Annotated in this window: 26 protein-coding genes; 6 read left to right on the top strand and 20 right to left on the bottom strand. The window is 51.2% G+C overall.

What is annotated here, in order from left to right:
* From LC073_RS20420 to LC073_RS20510, 19 genes are all read right to left on the bottom strand, one after another.
* The coding region (locus LC073_RS20420; RefSeq protein WP_226649328.1) for a phage tail tube protein at positions 1 to 371 on the bottom strand (371 nt) is incomplete at its 3' end.
* Positions 372 to 397: 26 nt separating this feature from the next.
* The gene (locus tag LC073_RS20425) at positions 398 to 805 is read right to left on the bottom strand and encodes a hypothetical protein (protein ID WP_226649331.1); all 408 of its coding nucleotides are present in this window, start codon (positions 803 to 805) and stop codon (positions 398 to 400) included.
* Positions 806 to 1,008: 203 nt separating this feature from the next.
* The gene (locus LC073_RS20430; RefSeq protein WP_226649333.1) at positions 1,009 to 1,587 is read right to left on the bottom strand and encodes a hypothetical protein; all 579 of its coding nucleotides are present in this window, start codon (positions 1,585 to 1,587) and stop codon (positions 1,009 to 1,011) included.
* 325 nt (positions 1,588 to 1,912) lie between these two features.
* A complete protein-coding gene (locus LC073_RS20435; RefSeq protein WP_226649335.1) occupies positions 1,913 to 2,209 on the bottom strand; it encodes a hypothetical protein in 297 nt (98 codons plus the stop codon).
* 7 nt (positions 2,210 to 2,216) lie between these two features.
* Entirely contained in the window at positions 2,217 to 2,588 is a 372-nt protein-coding gene (locus LC073_RS20440; protein WP_226649336.1) for a DUF2190 family protein, read from the bottom strand.
* 100 nt (positions 2,589 to 2,688) lie between these two features.
* The gene (locus LC073_RS20445; protein WP_226649338.1) at positions 2,689 to 4,737 is read right to left on the bottom strand and encodes a ClpP-like prohead protease/major capsid protein fusion protein; all 2,049 of its coding nucleotides are present in this window, start codon (positions 4,735 to 4,737) and stop codon (positions 2,689 to 2,691) included.
* Positions 4,738 to 4,746: 9 nt separating this feature from the next.
* Positions 4,747 to 6,255: a phage portal protein gene (locus LC073_RS20450; RefSeq protein ID WP_226649340.1), complete on the bottom strand. Its 1,509-nt coding sequence runs from the start codon at positions 6,253 to 6,255 to the stop codon at positions 4,747 to 4,749.
* Positions 6,252 to 6,470: a primosomal replication protein PriB/PriC domain protein gene (locus LC073_RS20455; protein ID WP_226649342.1), complete on the bottom strand. Its 219-nt coding sequence runs from the start codon at positions 6,468 to 6,470 to the stop codon at positions 6,252 to 6,254. Before LC073_RS20455 ends, LC073_RS20450 begins: the two co-directional genes overlap by 4 nt.
* Entirely contained in the window at positions 6,471 to 8,477 is a 2,007-nt protein-coding gene (locus LC073_RS20460) for a terminase gpA endonuclease subunit (RefSeq protein WP_226649344.1), read from the bottom strand.
* Positions 8,440 to 8,961, bottom strand: coding sequence for a hypothetical protein (locus tag LC073_RS20465; protein WP_226649346.1), 522 nt, complete (start codon positions 8,959 to 8,961; stop codon positions 8,440 to 8,442). The genes LC073_RS20460 and LC073_RS20465 overlap by 38 nt, the downstream gene beginning before the upstream one ends.
* A 97-nt stretch (positions 8,962 to 9,058) precedes the next feature.
* Positions 9,059 to 9,796, bottom strand: coding sequence for a hypothetical protein (locus LC073_RS20470; protein WP_226649348.1), 738 nt, complete (start codon positions 9,794 to 9,796; stop codon positions 9,059 to 9,061).
* Positions 9,786 to 9,992, bottom strand: a complete 207-nt coding sequence (locus LC073_RS20475) for a hypothetical protein (RefSeq protein ID WP_226649350.1) — start codon at positions 9,990 to 9,992, stop codon at positions 9,786 to 9,788. The genes LC073_RS20470 and LC073_RS20475 overlap by 11 nt, the downstream gene beginning before the upstream one ends.
* A gap of 38 nt (positions 9,993 to 10,030) precedes the next feature.
* The gene (locus tag LC073_RS20480) at positions 10,031 to 10,525 is read right to left on the bottom strand and encodes a hypothetical protein (protein WP_226649351.1); all 495 of its coding nucleotides are present in this window, start codon (positions 10,523 to 10,525) and stop codon (positions 10,031 to 10,033) included.
* Entirely contained in the window at positions 10,525 to 10,920 is a 396-nt protein-coding gene (locus LC073_RS20485) for a DUF5675 family protein (RefSeq protein ID WP_226649353.1), read from the bottom strand. The genes LC073_RS20480 and LC073_RS20485 overlap by 1 nt, the downstream gene beginning before the upstream one ends.
* Before the next feature lie 185 nt (positions 10,921 to 11,105).
* Positions 11,106 to 11,771: a hypothetical protein gene (locus tag LC073_RS20490; RefSeq protein ID WP_226649355.1), complete on the bottom strand. Its 666-nt coding sequence runs from the start codon at positions 11,769 to 11,771 to the stop codon at positions 11,106 to 11,108.
* A 54-nt stretch (positions 11,772 to 11,825) separates the two neighbouring features.
* Entirely contained in the window at positions 11,826 to 12,071 is a 246-nt protein-coding gene (locus tag LC073_RS20495) for a hypothetical protein (RefSeq protein ID WP_226649357.1), read from the bottom strand.
* 136 nt (positions 12,072 to 12,207) lie between these two features.
* Positions 12,208 to 12,573 carry a hypothetical protein gene (locus LC073_RS20500; protein WP_226649359.1) on the bottom strand — a complete coding sequence of 122 codons (366 nt, stop codon included), beginning with the start codon at positions 12,571 to 12,573 and terminating at the stop codon, positions 12,208 to 12,210.
* On the bottom strand, positions 12,524 to 13,531 hold the full coding sequence (locus LC073_RS20505) for a helix-turn-helix domain-containing protein (RefSeq protein WP_226649361.1): 1,008 nt from the start codon (positions 13,529 to 13,531) through the stop codon (positions 12,524 to 12,526). The genes LC073_RS20500 and LC073_RS20505 overlap by 50 nt, the downstream gene beginning before the upstream one ends.
* 184 nt (positions 13,532 to 13,715) lie before the next feature.
* Positions 13,716 to 13,985, bottom strand: a complete 270-nt coding sequence (locus LC073_RS20510) for a transcriptional regulator (protein ID WP_226649362.1) — start codon at positions 13,983 to 13,985, stop codon at positions 13,716 to 13,718.
* Between the two features lie 96 nt (positions 13,986 to 14,081).
* Between LC073_RS20510 and LC073_RS20515 the strand changes: the two genes are divergently transcribed.
* On the top strand, positions 14,082 to 14,756 hold the full coding sequence (locus LC073_RS20515; RefSeq protein WP_226649363.1) for a LexA family protein: 675 nt from the start codon (positions 14,082 to 14,084) through the stop codon (positions 14,754 to 14,756).
* Between the two features lie 36 nt (positions 14,757 to 14,792).
* Complete coding sequence (gene tcmP, locus LC073_RS20520; protein ID WP_226649364.1) at positions 14,793 to 15,620, top strand: three-Cys-motif partner protein TcmP; 828 nt, start codon at positions 14,793 to 14,795, stop codon at positions 15,618 to 15,620.
* Here tcmP and LC073_RS20525 read toward each other — a convergent pair.
* Complete coding sequence (locus LC073_RS20525; protein ID WP_226649365.1) at positions 15,617 to 16,369, bottom strand: DUF5131 family protein; 753 nt, start codon at positions 16,367 to 16,369, stop codon at positions 15,617 to 15,619. The two genes, tcmP and LC073_RS20525, sit on opposite strands and share 4 nt — an antisense overlap.
* Before the next feature lie 307 nt (positions 16,370 to 16,676).
* Here LC073_RS20525 and LC073_RS20530 point away from each other — a divergent pair, with 307 nt between their 5' ends.
* Genes LC073_RS20530 through LC073_RS21870 form a run of 4 tightly spaced genes read left to right on the top strand, consistent with a single transcriptional unit; the run spans position 16,677 to position 17,801 of the window.
* A complete protein-coding gene (locus tag LC073_RS20530) occupies positions 16,677 to 17,015 on the top strand; it encodes a response regulator transcription factor (RefSeq protein ID WP_226649366.1) in 339 nt (112 codons plus the stop codon).
* Complete coding sequence (locus LC073_RS20535; protein WP_226649367.1) at positions 17,012 to 17,197, top strand: hypothetical protein; 186 nt, start codon at positions 17,012 to 17,014, stop codon at positions 17,195 to 17,197. Before LC073_RS20530 ends, LC073_RS20535 begins: the two co-directional genes overlap by 4 nt.
* Entirely contained in the window at positions 17,194 to 17,496 is a 303-nt protein-coding gene (locus LC073_RS20540) for a hypothetical protein (protein ID WP_226649369.1), read from the top strand. The genes LC073_RS20535 and LC073_RS20540 overlap by 4 nt, the downstream gene beginning before the upstream one ends.
* Positions 17,493 to 17,801 carry a DUF6378 domain-containing protein gene (locus LC073_RS21870; RefSeq protein WP_226649371.1) on the top strand — a complete coding sequence of 103 codons (309 nt, stop codon included), beginning with the start codon at positions 17,493 to 17,495 and terminating at the stop codon, positions 17,799 to 17,801. Before LC073_RS20540 ends, LC073_RS21870 begins: the two co-directional genes overlap by 4 nt.
* The last annotated feature ends 59 nt before the right edge of the window (positions 17,802 to 17,860 follow it).

Consider the following 17,860-nt stretch of genomic DNA (forward strand, 5'->3'; position numbering starts at 1 on the left):
TTCACGGTGCGAGTGATCTTGTCATCCTTGGGCACTGCCTTACCCCAGCCGGTAATATGGCCGGTAAACTCTACTGTCGTGCCTTCAGGATATTCAATCTGGTAATACTTATTGGTATCGGAGTCATAATCTGACCGCAGCGCCTGTTGGCCGCTATCGGTCTCTTTCCAGATCAAAGTAATGGAAACCTCGCCGGCATCACGTAAGCCGGAGGGGTCATAGTCCATATAGCCACTGGTGCCATCAATGGGAGTCATTTCAACAGAACCGCGCGATTCCTCACCGGGGTCAATATCCAGCATCCCAGCCACTGGCGTATAGGAGCTGCCGTCATCGCTGCGGGAGAATTTTGTTTTATAACCTTGTGACATAGCTAAGACCTTATTGAGTTGTTTATTTAAAGGGCTGAGGGTTCGGTGGAATACTGGACGGTATAGGTCAGGCGCACCTCGCCCAGTGGGTGATCTTGGTCGAGTGCAAATTGCGTCTGGTTAAGCAGAAATAAGTCACAGGTGTTTTCTAAAGTGGCATCCTGTAGTGCATGCTCGATCTCTTCAGCAGCCTGATCCAGTGCGGCATACACATCGCCGCTAGTCTTCACAACCGCAGCAATAGTTAGATCCAGCTGTCGACCTGTACCGCCATGCATTTCGTGCTCGATGTTTTCAGTAGCAAAGCCCACCACAATTGCCGGTAAATTTTTTGAATCAATTTCTTCTGTAGTGCCAGGGGGTGGAAATGCGTAGCCGGATAGAATTTGCAGCTTGTTTAAAACCGCATCGCGGATGGTGATGCGTTGGGTCATTGGGTAGTGCTCCAGTAATTTTGAGCATAAAAAAACCCGCTAGTGCGGGTTTGGGTGTGTATTTGCGGCGCAAAGAACGCTACAAATCAATGTACAGTTTTAAAATCTAACACCCACATTAACTACCGGAGGCTACAGGCGCCTCTTGTGTGGATTTTTACACAAAATGTGACAGTGGCCGGAGGTCAGATTGTATGTACTTGTTAGGTGCTTGTTTGATTAAGAACCTGTTTTGTTAAGTATTGCTCTGCATTAAGTAGTTTATTATAAAGTTCATCTGCTGCGCTATTTGCTGTGTCAGGGACTTCAGGCCCAGTAATCTCAAATTGGTGTTGACTGGCTAATGCAATAGCATCACTTAATAAACCCCTTGAAATCTCATCCAATATCGCACCATGTTTTGATAGAAATTTTTCGAGTGAAGCGATAATAGACTTGAAATTGTGTGCTATCTCATCACATGCCTCATACCAGTCCATTTCTTGGTGTAAAAGAGGCGGTAAAAACTGCCTGACTATAGCGACTAACTCTGACGCTGCTTCGTATTGTTTCTCGAATATAAACTCAGATTTTTTGAGTTTTATTTTGTAACTCTCTGAATCTTTTAGTAATGAAGACTTGATTGACTCGAGCTCTTTAGAATACTGAGCTTTTTCTTTCTCCATAAGTCGATTTGCCCAGACTTTTCCTAACCAGTTCGACATTCCAAATATAATGCCAGCACCACCACCTAAAGAGCCTAAGATGGCTGCTGATATTACGAAAACTTCAGATAACTCCATTACTTCTCCTTGCACCTAACGCCCGGTTTAGCGGCGAACGAAACGCAGTGTAGTGAGTCCAGCCAAATGCGTTTTTCGTATTTGGCGAGGCTACTATATCTGATACAAATGTACGTCAACACGCCATCTTCTTCCACTAAATCAATAGATTACGATCACTTGGCACTATCGGCCCATCTAGAAAAATGATTAATTTGACCACTATCCCCATTTTTAACCGATCTTTTAAGTCAATAATTTTAAAGCATTTTCCTGTATGTTTGAGCAACGCAAAAAAATAGCAATCACAATGATCATAAATCCTGTGCTGACCTACCCACTAAGGCTACCCATCCACCAACACCCGCCAAACAACCCCATCATCCGCCAGCCGTTTGCGCACCTTATACTCCTCGCCACCAAGGGTAATCACCGCTTCCGAATTGTAAGCCCCCACCTCACTCACCAGCAGGCTCAACTCAATACGTGGCACCCGCACACGCTCATCTTCCTCGAGCTCGTCAACCTCCTGATCTTTTATCACGCGGCAGTCGATAGACTCGCCGCCGCTACCATCATCATAGGTAGCGGCTTTGCCCCATTTACGAAACGCGCGCTCTGCGGCTCTTTGGTCCAGATCCATGGATCACCTAAGCCTTCACCGTGCCAGGTACGCCGGTGAATTTGACCGCCAGGCTGGTAACGCCATTACCGGCGGCCTCTGCTGCAAAAGCGGTGGGACCTGTGATATCGCCAGTGGCTGCGGTGGCTGCATTGCTATCGAATGAGCTGGAGGAAACCACCCAGGTGAGGGTTTCCCCCTGGCCAATCTCTGCGGCGGATACCTTGGGCACGGTGAAGACGCCATCAATAGCAATCACACCAGATGTGCCCACGGCGATATCATCCATTGCTACACCCAGCACTGCGCCTACCGGCACCACTTGGCCGGAGGAAATAGCGGCGCTGGTGCTATTGGTGTAATCCAGCATGCGCCCGTCTTGTACAAAATTGGTAGCCATTCTCTTTCTCTCGATTGGGTTAGAACTGTTGCAATAAAAAAGGCCGCACATCGCGGCCTCGCTCGGATTATTTAAGTTTTGGCTCGGTTTGAGCTGGGTATTAGCTCTTGGGTGTTTTCACCAAACCTTTTACGTCCCAAGCTTTGGCAGCGGCATCCAGGCGCACTTTGAATTCCACCCCGTCCACATTCCAGCCGTTTTGCTGTTCCAGTACCGGGGCTTGCTGGCCGTCCAGGTAGAGCACTTCGATGGTGTCGTGCATATTCGGATCGGCACCCAGATACCAGCCGTTATGTCCGCTAAGGCGCGCATCAGAGACTACCTCTGCAATATTGCGCACGCTATTGGGAACGGTATTGGATTTCTCAGAAGCACCTACTTCAAACTCTGACTCCAGGGCAACTTTCGCTGCACCCTCATCAGCCAAATCACAGATCAAGAATTTCGGACGAATATTTAGGTAGGCATCGCCATCTTGCTGTTTACCCATCAATACCCGCGCTTTATCAATACTACTGGTATTGATACCTGCAGCAGCTGCAAGGTTTTTGTGATCGGCATGGAATAAGGTCTTGCCATCGGCCATCTTGGGATTGTTGAGCAGGATGCTAAATACCAGATCTCCCACAGTGCGCACGGCTGCTAAGCCCATCTTTTGCGGGATACGGGTAAAGGCCCCGAGGTCGTCATTGATCATGGCCTGGCGGGTAATACCGAACAACTCGCCATAAGTGGCCAGTGCGGCAGTCTCGCCACGCTCGCCCATGGTTACATATTTAAATTCTGCCCCCGGTGCTACCTGGCGCAATGAGGGGAAGCTGCCCAAATCGGTACGGGTAGCCAGCTTAAAGTCGCTGAGGTTGCCAACACTGGTAAATTTCTGGAACACCTCCTGCGCTTCTTCATAGCCTTTTAGCATCGCTTTATTGGCGATATTGCCGAGGACCGTACCGAAGTCACCAGAGCTATGGGTAAAGGCTGCAGCCACTACACCCATTTTATCCAAGCCCGCTAAATTCTGTCCGTGGGCGTGCATAAACATACGGGCAATTTCCAGCATGGTATAGCCGGCCAGACTGTTGCCTTCGGTGCGTTTTTCGCCAAAGGCACGCATGGCAATGGCATTCTCAGCATCTGCCTTGATACGTTTAATACCCTCCCCCTCCTGCACCACTACGCTGTAGCTTTGCACTGGGGTTGGGGTCTGTTTGCCCAGGGCTGTGAGCAGCTGGTCTTTGGCTTTTTCAGCGGTGCAGTCCATATCATCCAGGCAGGATTGCATTACAGTACTGTGCGCTTCGAAGCCCTTAAATACGGCTTTGATAGTGTCTTTGCGTTTTTTCTCATCGGCTGCAAATTGTGCTCTGGCATCGGCGGCGATCTGCGCTTTCATTTCTGGGGTAACCTCGGTCGCAGCGGTTGCAGCTGGCGTGGTGGAGGTAGTTTTCGGCATGGCTTGCGCCTCCTGGCTATGGGTTTGGTTTGGATTGCCTGCAACCGCAGACGGGAATCTAAATTCAGTGGCCCCCTGCATAACCAATGCACTAATGGCTTGAGGGGTATTTTTGAATTGGTTTAAGTGATCAGCACTGAAGCTTGCAGCCATTTCTATGGCTGCGGTGGTGTCGGTGGCAAAGCCGGCTTCCACGGCCTCGGCGCCGGTGTACCAGGTCTCGTCATCCATCACTTGGCTGATTTCCTCATCCGACATGCCGGTGCGCGAGGAGTACAGGCTTTTCATGGTGGTTTTCACTTTTGCCAGCAGGCTCTTGGTTTTTTCCAGGGCGCGCTCATCGCCTCGCACACCGGCACTGGGGTTGTGCACCATGTAGTAGGCATTTTCAGCAATGTGAACCGTATCCCCGGCAAGGGCGATCACACTGCCCATACTGGCTGCGATGCCTTCAATCCAGGTTTCCACCTCGGCTTTGTGATCTTTGAGCAGGTTGTAAATGGCAGTGCCATCGAACACATCCCCACCGGGGCAGTTAATGTGCAGATTGATCTTGCTGACATCGCCTAGCGCTTTGAGATCTCGGGCAAAGTCTTTTGCGGTCATATCCCAGTAGCCAATGTAATCGTACAGATAGATATCGGCTTCACTGGTATTGGCAGCGGCAGAAATGCTGTACCAGGATTTTTTAGGCATTGCGGTTTCCTATTTAGAGTCGGAGTCAGACTCGGAGCCGGACTCAGTATTTTCTGCGGGGACCGCAGCGCGTTTGCTTGGGGTGGTAATACCGTTCTCTTGCAACTTTTTCTGCCAGGCTGCGGTTTGCTTGATCACATCGTCCGGTTTCTTGCCGCGGCGGCGGATGGTCTGCTGCGGGCTGACCAGTACATTTTCCAGCAGGGTTTCATCGGCGCTGGCTTCGTGGGCTGGATTAATCCAGGGCATCACCGGGGTAATAAAGTCAACATGCATCAGGGTTGCGGGGTCCACATCAGCAGGCACCTGAAAGGCGTCTGCTAATAAACCCATTTGCACCCAGCGTCGGGTAACCGGCTCTACGATCTCCTCACAAAACTCCAGGCTGAGGGTTTCGTAATTGGTCCACTGCTCCACCAGTTCCTGGCGCTGCGCACTATAAGTCCCGTTGTAGTTTTTGCTGATGCTGCTAAAGCTGGCCATGGTGCCGGCGGCAGTCATACGGTGCATGGTTTCTAAAAATGGCGTTAGCAGACCACTGGGACGATTGCTCTGGATGGTGCCGACAGATTCCCCAGGGCGGAGATCGTCATAGATGGCACCGGCACGGATATCGAGAATGCGCTTTCCTTCACTATCCCAAGCATCATCATGCTCATAAGTATCAGGGCTGCCCTTCTGGATAAAACCCACCATGGCCGAGGCAATCTTGGCGGCAACCCGCTCGTTTTCTTCATAGTCTTTAATATCGTTGAGGCGATTCATTACCGTGGCAAAGATAGAAACTCCACGGGTTTGGTGCAGCCGGCGTACAAACTTCAAGTGCTCGATATTTTCTGCCGTGTGGCGCCTGCGCTTCATGCGCCAGTTCAGTGAGGCTCCGGGGTGTTCGTCGTACAGCCAGAAGGCCTTGGCTTCCCCCCAGGCAGATTTCTCGATGCCCTGCACTATGCGCTTGCTGGGATCATTGAAATCCACCGGAAGAAAGTCCGGCTCCAGGCATTCGATGGTGTAGGGCACAGGGGTGCGGTGCTTCAATCCAGGCACCGAGCCCTGTAGGTGCCGCAGCAGGGTTTCGCCATCCCGCAGCCAGGTATTGCACAACAGCCGCTGAGATTTGCCCCAACTGAATTGCCGGGTGCATTCCGGGCGCCGCGCCCATTCCTTGTGAGCCTCATTCATTTGGCTGGCGAGACCTTCGTGAATATCGCCACCCCAGGTTTTGGGTTGGAACTCCACATCGATGCCGCGCGGGCCGACAATGTTGTTGGTCAGGGTAGTGAGAATGCCAAAGGCAAAATCGTGGTTTTGCTCTAGGTGTCGGGCCTGGCCACGCAGTGTTTCCACACTGCCTTCAATCACTAAATCCCCGCTGCGGTTATCACCGGGGTTTTTCCTCATCCGGCTGGGCCGTGCCGCTTCATAGGCGGCGGCAATCTCCAGGGCACGGCGGGCTTGCACGCGGCGCAGGGCAGCTTCGGGCGCAAAGAACCCGATTACAGAATCCAGTTTGTTCATGAGTAAAAGTTCGCGTAGGCGGGTCCGCGGCGTTTGCCGGCAGCCTTGAGTTTTTCTTGAAACGCGCGGCGCTCCCACTCCTGACGGCCGGCGCGGATGTCCTGCAGGTTCTCTGCGGTAAATTGGCGGCCGTTAATCACTGTGGTTTTACCGGCGAGCACGTCTATCTCGGCCTCGATATAGAGGTCGACCATTTCTTGGGCGGTTTTCGACATTTAACTATCCAGTAGGGAGCCCACCGGCTGTGCTGGCCGGTGTGGTTTACTCGGGGCTGGTTTGGGTTGATCCGGTGATTGATCGGGCTCGCTAAACAAGGTGCGCTGGCCCAGCTGGGATTCGATGGTGGACCACTTTTTCTCGTTGTATTTGTGCATGCCCTTGGCGTGGGCTGCGTGTAGGGCGTAGACCTCAGTATCGGTGCCCTCGTTGGGCCTGCCGGGGCGCGGCTGCCAGGTCTCCCGGCCCTTGTGCTTTTTGCTGGGGGCTTTCACTTCGGCGGTGACCTGTTCCCAGTAATCCTGCCGCACATGCTTGCAGCTGTGCATATAGGCACTAGTGCCGAGCAGACGCTTGGCGATCAGGTCTTTGGCCTTGTGGGTACCCACGATATACACCCTCACCTCGAAGCGGTCTGCCTTGGTCCGCCGTTTGGGATTCTTGAAATCGACCTGCCTTGGCTGGGTGAAGATTTCCTTGGTGCCGAAGTCGTTACTATCACCCTTGATAGCCATCACCAGCACGCCGCGGTGTTTTTTATCTCGGGTTCGCACCCAGTGATAGACCGCGTTGCTGGTGCCCCCGTCGGAGGAGTCGATGCTTACCGCTGCCGCGCGGATCTCACCAAAGCGTTCGTGCTTAAAAGGCTGGAATACCAACTTGTCCAGGGCATCCCAGCAGCTATCGCGCTTGTCCGCAGTATCGCCATCGATCTCGCCCCAGAACATTTGCCAGCTTTCTTCATTGCGCCCGAAGGCGCGGATAGTGATCGCCAGGCGGTCGTGTTGCACATCGATGCCCACCGTTACCAGCAGGCCACCGGCGGGGCAGGATAATTCTGGGTAATCCTCGGCGGCTTTCTGCAGTTCCTCATGGTCCAGCAAGCGGCTGGCGGCATACTGGTAGGGCCTGCCCAGTTTGTTGTTCTGGAACACGATGCGCGCGGATTCATCACCGCTTTTGGCTTCGTGCTCGGCTTCGAGAAAATCCCGCACCACATCGGCGAGGCCAGTGCCCGGGATACACACATAGAGCTCCGATAGCTCCATAAAGGTTTCTATCGGTTCGATTTCGTCGGGCCCAAAGTCTTCGCCGCATTGGGTTTTGACCCAGCCGGCAAAGTCATCGCCATTCTCCCGCGCTGTTTTACAGGTCTGCAGAATATTGACTTGGCGGCGGTAGTCATCCCACTCGCTGCCACATTCCGGGCAGCCATAGATAGCCGTATCAGGCTGATGCAGGCCAAATACCGGGTGCGGTATACCCTCTTCCTTCTTCAGCCAGCGGACGTTTTCCCAATCCAGTACATGGGAGTCACCGCAGTCATGGCAGGTCACCGGCAGCACGCGCATGGTGCCGAGCTTGGTGTAGTGCTCTACCTGGGAAAGATCCGCTACCGCCGGTGTGCCACCAATAATTAATTTCTTATTGCGCATGCGCTTGAGGCGTTCGCGCAGGTGGCGAATGGAGTCGCCCTGATCGCCGACATCTTTGTTGGTATCGTCCGGCTCCTCCACATAGCCCCGGCGGGCTGTGGTGGATTTCACATTGGAGATAGAGTTGGAGCCAATGGTACGCACTTCACCGCCGGGGAATTTCTTGCGTGTTGAGCGGCTGCCGCCCTTGCGGCTGGTGGTGACATCGATCACCCGATTAACAGCCGGTGAGCCTTCGATAATCGGCACCAGTTTTTCATCCATGAACAGCCGGCCTTTTTCATCCTTGGGGAACAGCATCAGGATGCGGGCCGGGTCGGTGACGGCGACCTTGCAGATATCGGTGGCCAGCAGTACTGTCCAGCCGATCTGCGCAGCCTTCTGCATCACCACCATCCACGACACTGGGTTATCCAGCGCGTGCATCACGCCCCAGAAATAGGGCACATAATCGTTGCGGTAATAGCCGGCGTTGTCGCTATCCTCAGACGGCAGCTTGATATTGTCTGGTAACCACTCGATCAGCGGGATTTTAGGCTGCGGTATCCAGGCCTGGCGTACTTCCTCCACTAGCCTCTTCAGATTCAATTTCGTAACTGCCAATAGCTTTGAGGGCAGCGTCAATGTTTGGCTGTAGGGGTTCGCGATCGATGGTAATGGCATGCTGGCTCTCGATAGCAATAACGATGCTTTCCACCGCTCCTAAAAATTCATTCTTGCCAATGGTGGACCACTCCACCATCGCCTTGCGAACAGACTCGATATCCAGAATTAATTGGTCTTGCCGATACAGCTCACGCATTTTTAATTGCGCATTTGCCTCAGACTCAACTGCCTGCGCCATATCGCGACGGCTGCGGGCATCACTCACCTGCCGGCCTGCCGCTTCTGTACGCAGTCGCTCGCAATATTCATGAAGCCAGACTTTAAAACTGGCCCCCTGGGTAAGCACACCAGCCTGAAAATGCTTGGCAATCGCGGGCTGCGAAGCACCAACCAGGCGAGCAAAACCTGATTGAGTGGCCTGTTCATCAAGAGAGATATCACCAGCCAAGGTATAACCCCCTAAGAAATTTCAGATATCTGTTAAAAAAGCGGGGTCCGAATCACCCGTGTGCTGGATTTCTCAGGAGGACCCGTTGAAGTTCAAATCAGCGCCGCTTTGCTGTAGCCAATGCACGATCCATTGCCTTTTCAAGCTCAATAGGGATGTACTTTCGGGCTATGCCTTCAGCAATTCGGAAGAATGGAAAACGTTTGCGATAGTCAGGTTTCTTTTTAACGAATATAAGAATGGGCCTCACGGATCGACGGCGCTTGTACCCTACCCGTTGCCACACGCCCAAGGTGCCCTCAATCTTCCCAACGAAGTAGCCCTTGGTAATACCTCGTTTAGCCTTACTACGCTTGCTATTAGTTGCGTTCTGCGTTGGGTCACGGCTGGCCCGTACCTGTGACAGGATCTTGGTGTAAGTGCCCCCTGAGATATTGCCGTGCTTGTTTAACTTTGCCCCTTCGCCATGTACCGCGTACATTCCTTCAGGTAACAGGCCTGCATAGCGTAAAGCCCTCTCGAATCTCTTTACATTGCGGTCTATACCTAACACAGCAGGAGCCAGGTATTTACTGGGTGGTGTTCCCTTAGTGGCATGATCACGGATATAAACTTTTGCACGACCAGAGCGCTTGGTCGCCTTATCTATCAGAACTGAGTTCAGGGTTAACTTAACTGGGTTCACAAAAACCCGACCCATTGCCGAACGCTCTTCTCCTCTAATCCTAAAAGCCACATTATTTAGAGCAACAGAGCCAGCATATGGCAGCTGTCGCTGTAACTCCGCAGATGCATGATCAAATGCAGAGGTGTCAATTTTTACGTTAACTTCCACCACTCCGCTCCTCAGCAGAGCTATCATCACCCCGCTTCATCTGCTCACGCTTCAGCTTGATGTCCTGATGACGGTAATAAGCAAATACAACAATGGAAAGCAGGCCGGTGGTGAATGCACCGTAGGTAATTACATATTGCTCAAACGCTGATGCAACCTGAGCCGTCACGCTACCCACTCCCGCAATCCATATCATTAGCCGCTCCATTGCCGTATGTGCTGCATCTGTTGGACTCATTGCACTGCCCCTTTTGCCCTACCCTTCAGAGCGGCCAGCGGTTTCATGATGTGCTGGCCAACGCCATAGGAGCCAAAGAAAAATATAATCACTGCTGAGAACGCACCAAACATCAACATCGACCCAGCCACAGACCAAATAAACTTCGCGTACTCAGAGTTCCATGGCCACACCACTACAGAAGCAATAACCAAAAACATCTCAACACGAATAATTGCCAAGGCCGTAAAACGTCTGGTTAAACTTCGCTGTGTGTTCTCACTTGCCGTGCTCTCTACATGAGCCACCACAGTATCGATAATCTGTTTACGGGCCTCCTGTGCATGCAGAATGATTTCCTTTGCATCGTCTGCGCTCTCTTGATCGGTATAGGACAGGCCATCAATCCAACCTCCAGCCCGTACCAGAAGCCCATTCTCCTTATCGAGAATATCGTCTATAGGTTTAGCGTTACTGCTGAATAGCGATTTCACTCCAGACCAAATACCCATCACGGATACTCCGGCACATAGTGCGTAATTGTCAGATCAAATTCAGGCGGCAACAGCTCTCGCAGCTGCTGCATTGCCTTACGGGATTGCATCACCCACCAGCCACCGGGAGCCAGGCCAGAACCAATACCAATACAGCCCTGCACATCTGCCGAATAATTAGCGGTGTGGATTAATATCTTTGAACGACCAGGGACTTCCTGCAGCTCCCACACATTCGGGAACCTAGGTGAGTTATAGGGATTACAGGAATAAACCCCTTCAGGAATACAGCTCTCGAACGGACGATTACCCAACCACGGACGCTCTACCGTATAAAACACACAGTCGCGCACTCTCAGCCGCCCCAATGTGGCATCAGGCCCATAGGCGAATCGTTGCAGATTGCAGTTCATGAATTTCCGCTCGCAGAGCCAAGGAATAAAAAACGGCGCCCACAAGAACGCCGCCAAGTACAAGTGATGGAGCAATGAAAAATAGAAAGTCAGAAACGAAAAAACCCGGCTGGGGGAGCCGGGTTTCTGTTGCAAGCGGAAAAACCGCAAGCTAGAAAAAAAGTACCATCCTGGCACAAAGTCTGTCAACCCGCCTTCAAGAGTTTTTCCTTATAAATTTCTACAACCTCTGAAATGGGGCCCAGAGCACGGGCAGGAAGCGGATCTAATCGGCGCTGTAATCTTTGCCACAAACTTTTCCACTCCCTATCCCAACGCTTTTTGTCACACCCTAATATTTTACGAGCATGGCCTAGATCTATTGATCGCCCATTAACATCCCGCAACGCACTCGCACTAATACAAAATAACGCCAACTGGCTAACCTTATCCCTCGGGTGCGGCTCCTCCCACTTATCGAATTCAGACATCAAGTATTGCAACAGCGCCGCCCGCTCTTTAAATCTTTTTGCCGGTGGCGCATAGGCAGCCATGCCCCAACAGTAAGCCAGTGGATCACTTTGTCTCAGCTTGGCAACCACGCTCTGAATGATCCCCTTCTCGCAGGAATCCATAACCCGCTCACCGCTACCCTTGCCCACAATCGTTTCAACACCACTCACCCGAGGCGCATCAATGCGGCAAATCACCTGATTAGCCTCTCCCTGCACCTCACCCCGAATAATTAACTTCCGCCCTCGCCGAGTCTTTGAGGTGACCGTGCTCCTATTGCCCATAGCCTCATAATCAAACGCCGCCGCAGAGCCATCAAAGGCATCATGCCAAGCCTGTCTCGCTGAATCGAATCTCATGCCACATCCCCCAAGACTGTAAACACTAACCTCAACTGGCCCGGCAGGGCCCTATCACGCTGCCGCCCGTAAACTTTCAGCATTTTCCCTAAAAACCTTTCTCGCCACATGCAGATTGTCCCGGTGAAAAGTCCCCAGATAATCCTCATGCACTTCTCGGATTTTATTTTGAGTCACCACCGTATGAGCAAACACCAAATCCACTTGGCGCGGGTTATCCGTGCGGAATGCCGCTAAGGGTCTACTCGCAACGGTAGTCATAATTCGCTCTTGGGCTTCTGTTAGAGTTACAACGGTCATACTTCACGCTCCATGATGATTTGTAATTACCAGTTAAAATCTTCCAGCATCTCGGCCCAGGTAGTTGGCCCGCTGGTGGACTCCTCGCAAGGGATATATTCCCCTTCCAAAGCCTCCTCCTCTGCGCTTTCTGTACTCACTGGAATAACCCCCGCATTTTTGCCAGCTCGCTCTCCCCACACCGACGGGCCCGCTCCTGAGCGCTATCGTCAAGCAGCGCCAGAGGTTTAAACCGGTTGTGCGCCGCACTGCCTGGGGACGGCTGGCAAAGCCCAATAAATTCTGCATAGTTCGGTGGCCAGCTAGACTCCCCACGCCGCGCAGCTTCGATATTGCGGTGCTCAATGTTTTCCATCCCCCTTGCCCAATCCTTGTCAGACAAGCCCTGTGTCTTTCGCGCCCACAACATAAAATCCTCACCGTAAACTCCACTGCGCTCCCCCTGCTCCGAGTCATACAACGCGCGCTGGGAAGTCCACTTGTGGCCATACAACTGCGCCATGCGTTTCCACAGCGCCAACAGCAGCCTCTCGTGCCGAGGCTCTAGCGAAGGCCGTGTTGATCTGCTGCTGTTGCTGCTGGAGCCGGTTGCCAGCGCCTGAGTTACGGTTTTCATTGCCCACTCCCTGTTGGTGACTCACTGGCGATCTGAATTCCTCCTGCCAGTGTTTTCCATGGCCAAAGAACCGCTTGGCCTGCATCACGTATTCAGTTCCGATTTTTCCGGTTTGCTCGCAGAAGGCGCGATAGCGATCCAGCCCTGATTGAAATTCTTCAGGCTGGTGCTGTTTGCGTTGCTTGCGATACGCCTTCAGGGCCTCACCCCTTGGATTACCGCCAGCGCGTTTTGGGTAGGATTTCCACAGCTGGTCAAATTCGGATTCAATCGGATCAACTTCCGGAACATCCGGATTTGTTCCAATAGTATTATTCTCTACTGTATTACTCAGTAATGTATTCCTCTCTTTTAGGAAACCTAAATACCCCTCTTTAGGATTCCTAAAGGGGTCGTTTAGGTTTCCTAAATACCCCCCTTTAGGTTTTCTAAATAGGTCAGGCTGATTTTTAGAGTGAGCTTCTGACAGGAAAATACTCCTCCCAACAACCCGTTTTCCTTCACGCTTATGGCGTAGATAGATATACCCCTTCTCCTCCAGCGAGGTAAGAATTTGCGAAATTCTCGAAGTTGAAACCCCAAAGAACTCAGCAAACGCCTTGTTAGATTTGTAACAGCCCCTCACCGGGTCAGCGGATAAACTCTTGATTTCAACCAACATCACCTTTTCTTGCATCGTTAAGGATTTATCCAGCCATAAACTGGCCGAGATCCAAACCCCCTCAAAAGCCCTTTCTTCAGACACAACTAACCCTCCAGCGAACTCACCTGAATTGGCAAAAATCAATAACCAGATTTTGAATGCCGGTCTTTCCCGGCTGTCAGCGGTCTTTCCCGCCGTCATCAAAGCGGGCCGGGTTGGCGTCCCTCACCGGCCCTTCCTGTGGTTATTTGAGATAACCCTGTACAAATCCCCATATACCGCAATGAATTAATCCCAACCCTCATTCACCGCAGAATGGCAGGACAATAAAATGGGGATTTGAAAATGATCGTTATTCTGGTTTCGCCGACTAACCCGCACGGGCTTAACTTGCCTGCTGAACTTCTGGCATTCCTTGTTGATCCATTTGATCCTCCAAAGAACCAAACACATCAGGGCGCAAGCAGGCACGAGATACCTTCCGCTGAGTAGCCAACTCAATCTTTGTGCACAACTTTGGAGGCACTGCTCTCAGCCCTCGACGCATCTGAGACACAAAGACAGGGGTAACCCCAATAGCCCGCGCTAGCTTGGCCTGAGAGCCAACCATTCTCACCGCATCATCGATTGCTGAATTGATCACGTCCTGGGTCATCTCGGCTTCTCCCTGCTGTCAGTAGCCAGAGTATTAACTTTCGGCTACCCAAAATCAATAGCCGCTAATTAATTAACTTGTAGCTAACATGTCACTATGAAACATCCTGACTTTGCAAAGCGGTTTAAACAGGCAGTTACACATGCCGGCGTAGAAGACACGCAGGAAGCATTGGCTCGCCTGTTTAATGTGAGTACCGTAACAATTTGGAGCTACCGCAACGGTGAGAAATTACCGCGCATGAGCACCGCGACAAGGATTGCGGAAACTCTTGGGGTGTCAGTGGATTGGTTGCTCACCGGAGCCGGTAAGGGACCTGGAGAGCTAGGTAACAAGGAAGGAAGCAATGTTGTACAAGGACCACGCATTCAAGGGAGAATCCCCCTGATCAGCTGGGTACAGGCAGGGGCCTTTTGTGAGGCCGTAGACCTGCTAGCACCAGGTGAAGCAGAAGCCTGGCTGCCCTGCCCCACTGCACACTCAGACCGCGCCTATGCTCTACGCGTAACCGGTGACAGCATGACCAGCCCTTACCCTGGCCAACGCTCATACCCAGAAGGGACAATCATTTTTGTCGATCCCGAAAAACCACTTACCAACGGCTGCCGGGTGATTGCCAAGCTTAATGATGAGGTCACCTTTAAAACCTATGCAGAAGATATGGGACGCACCTTCTTACGCCCCATCAATCCCAGTTATCCGTCGATGGATATTACTGATATGGATGTGAGCTTCTGTGGAGTGATATTAGGGGCTTACACACCAGATTAATTTATCCCTCAAAAACAACTGCTTTAGGAGATATGGATGTCCGACAATATAGTAACCGCTGACGATGGCGGTCTGGCGAATGAGGTAGGAAATTGGGCGGAGGATAAACACCAACGACTTAAACACTACGTAGGCATAGCTAGCGGCCCTCGAAAAAAATTCCTCGGCCCAGGTAAAGCTGGGGCTACTTATATCGACCCCTATTGCGCCATGGGCCGAGCCAAGATCCGAAATACAAATAAATTTATTGATGGAAGCAGCATCCTTGCTTGGCAAGAATCCACTAATAAGAAAGCCAAATTTAGTCACGTACACATTGGAGATGTAGAGCCAAGGGCTGTTGAACAAAATAGCACCAGACTTCATAAACTCCACGCTCCAGTTAGCACGTATAATGGCACTGCCGATAAGACTATCCCAGAGATCTGTAAAAAGCTTGATCCTTACGGTCTTCATTTCGCCTTTCTCGACCCCTACAACCTGGGCGCATTACCTTTCACAATAATTGAGAGATTGTGCTCAGTAAAACGTATGGACCTTTTAATTCACGTCAGCTCTCAGGACCTTCAAAGAAATTTTGATCGTTATCTAGCAGGAGAGACTGACGCTTTAGACCGATTTGCTCCGGGCTGGAGAAACTCTGTAACCCCAAACGCAAGTGCAGCACAGCAAAGAAATGATGTGTTTCAGTACTGGTTAAATCTCATAGAGAGAACAGGAAAAACTCCCTCTTCAAATATTGAGCACGTGAAGGGTTCAAGGAATCAAACTCTATATTGGCTGGTCTTGGTATCTGGCCACGAACTCGCTGACAAATTTTGGAAGAAAGTTAGCAATGTTAGCGGCCAATTCGAGTTCTTTTAAATCGCTACAGCAGGAATCAATGGCATTTCATTCCATTCCCTACCATTTAAAGAGCGTCCATTTGCCTTCTTGGCTCGGCGCTCACCATCCTCTCCATAAGTTCCCCACTGTTTGAAGAAGAAGTCTACTCCAGCTCTAATACACTGATCACGAACTGATAAGGCCCAATCTTCGCACATGGGGCGGGCCTTACGACCGGATTCACCTCCAACTATTACCCAAGATATTCCACGCAAATTCAACTTCCCAAGATTCTCAAGAAGTGGCTCAACGGAGAGAAAACGTGTCTTAGCTTTAATTGCACGTAGATGTGGAATTCTAGGTTTTCCGTATTTCTTATCTTCAACAGATACACCTAGCCAGGCATTTACAGGGACAGAGCGAGTAAGAAAATATTCTCTCATTCTCTCAGCGCGCTTAGTTAATATTTGATATGTATGATGTGGAGTCTGCTCAATTACTGCCATTACCTTATCCACAAAATCAAATGGAACCGCCTCCTGGAATAAGTCACTCATTGAATTGACAAAATATATAGTTGGCTTCTTACGCCGCAGCGGCTGATTCAACCTCTCAGGCATAAGTGAAACTTCGCGAAATCCATTTTCATAACCAGGCACGCCCATAGCCTGCAATCGACGAGACATAACCTCTGCATAACAGTATTTACAACCGGGAGATACCTTTACACAACCGGTTACTGGATTCCAAGTTTGTTCAGTCCATTCAATATCACTATAAGTAGCCATGCCCACCTCCTTTATGTTGGCAGCCGCCATAAACTGTATAAATAAACAGTAGTTCATGCCTGGCAATCCGCATTGTTTCATACCTGCGAGAGTTTTTTAATTTTTTCTCACCCCCCCTAAACATACTTTTACGACTATTGCGACTAACAGGATGGATATTACATGTATATGCCTCCGCTTTCACAGTGATTAATAGCACTTAAGTACAAGTTAAGGTGGCCAACATTATAATATTAACTTTCGGCTATTGACCAAAACATTAACTTTCAGCTACTGTACTTGTATTAACCAAGGACAGGGCACTCAAATGGACACCGTCAAGCACCTCAGACCACTGGCCCCACGCCAAGCCGAAGCGCTGACGCATCGCGCCCGCGGTCTCTCCAATCGCGAGACAGCCCAGGCCATGCAGTGCTCAGTAACGAACGTCACCAACCTGCTAGCAGAGTGCTTTTACAAACTCCACGCCCGCAACAGCACAGACGCAGTGGCCAAGGCGGTAAAGCACGGATTAATTCAATTCGTCCTGCTCGCAACGATTGTTAGCGGAATGGGTGCAAAGCAAGAACAACTGCGCATCCGACTCTATCGCCGCCTTACCTCACAAACCATTCGCACCCAAAACAACCGGGAGGGAATCGCATGACCGCCACCGTGTTTGTACATCCAACGGCTATGAGCAAAAACGATGTTGATCGCCTCAAGCACCGCATCGATATCGCCAACACCGACCACAAAGCGCACATCCGTTTAGTGCAGCCAAAACCCACTTTTGCACGGCCAACACAAAACAATAACTGCCCTCCCTTTGGAGGTGATGCCGCATGAATACTTTCAGCCCAACCCAGAGCATTGAAACCTTACTCACCGTAGCCAAGGGGAACTCCGGCGCGAGTGAGGTAGCCGCTCAGGTTTTGCTTTCAGCCTGGAATAGCAGTGATTTTGCAGTTCCTGTTGCAAACCTCTCCCTGCTGGATGGCGACAACTACCAACACGCCCTCAACGTGATGAACCTGCGCTACCACGGGAGAGCACCACAAAGCGTGATTGCAGACGGCGATAAAAAAATGAATGCCCTCTGGCGCGAATGGAACCACCTGGCAATACAGAGGAAGGATGCAGCGTGAACGATAAAGAATTTTCCCCAGCGGATTACAGAGCCCACGCTTTTCTGGAAAAAGGCGTCCATCACATGCGCGACCGCGCCGAACAGCGCGATAGCGAAAGCGGCGAGCGTTCTATGGCCAAAACCGTAAACGCGTTTAACGCGCTTTACGGACACCACCTCACCGAGGAAGAAGGCTGGATGTTTATGGTGCTACTTAAACAGGCCCGCGCAAGCAGCGGCCTATTTGTGGCAGACGATTATGAAGACGGCGCAGCCTATTTCGGCCTAGCCGGCGAAGCCGCAGCAAAAGCCAGAGCCGCCTAATGAGTGAGTTCAGCCGAATCTTAGATCTGTACGTAGAACTACTGAACAAGGTAAAGCTG

The sequence above is a fragment of the Microbulbifer variabilis genome, from assembly GCF_020524905.1.
GTDB classification, from domain to species: domain Bacteria; phylum Pseudomonadota; class Gammaproteobacteria; order Pseudomonadales; family Cellvibrionaceae; genus Microbulbifer; species Microbulbifer variabilis_A.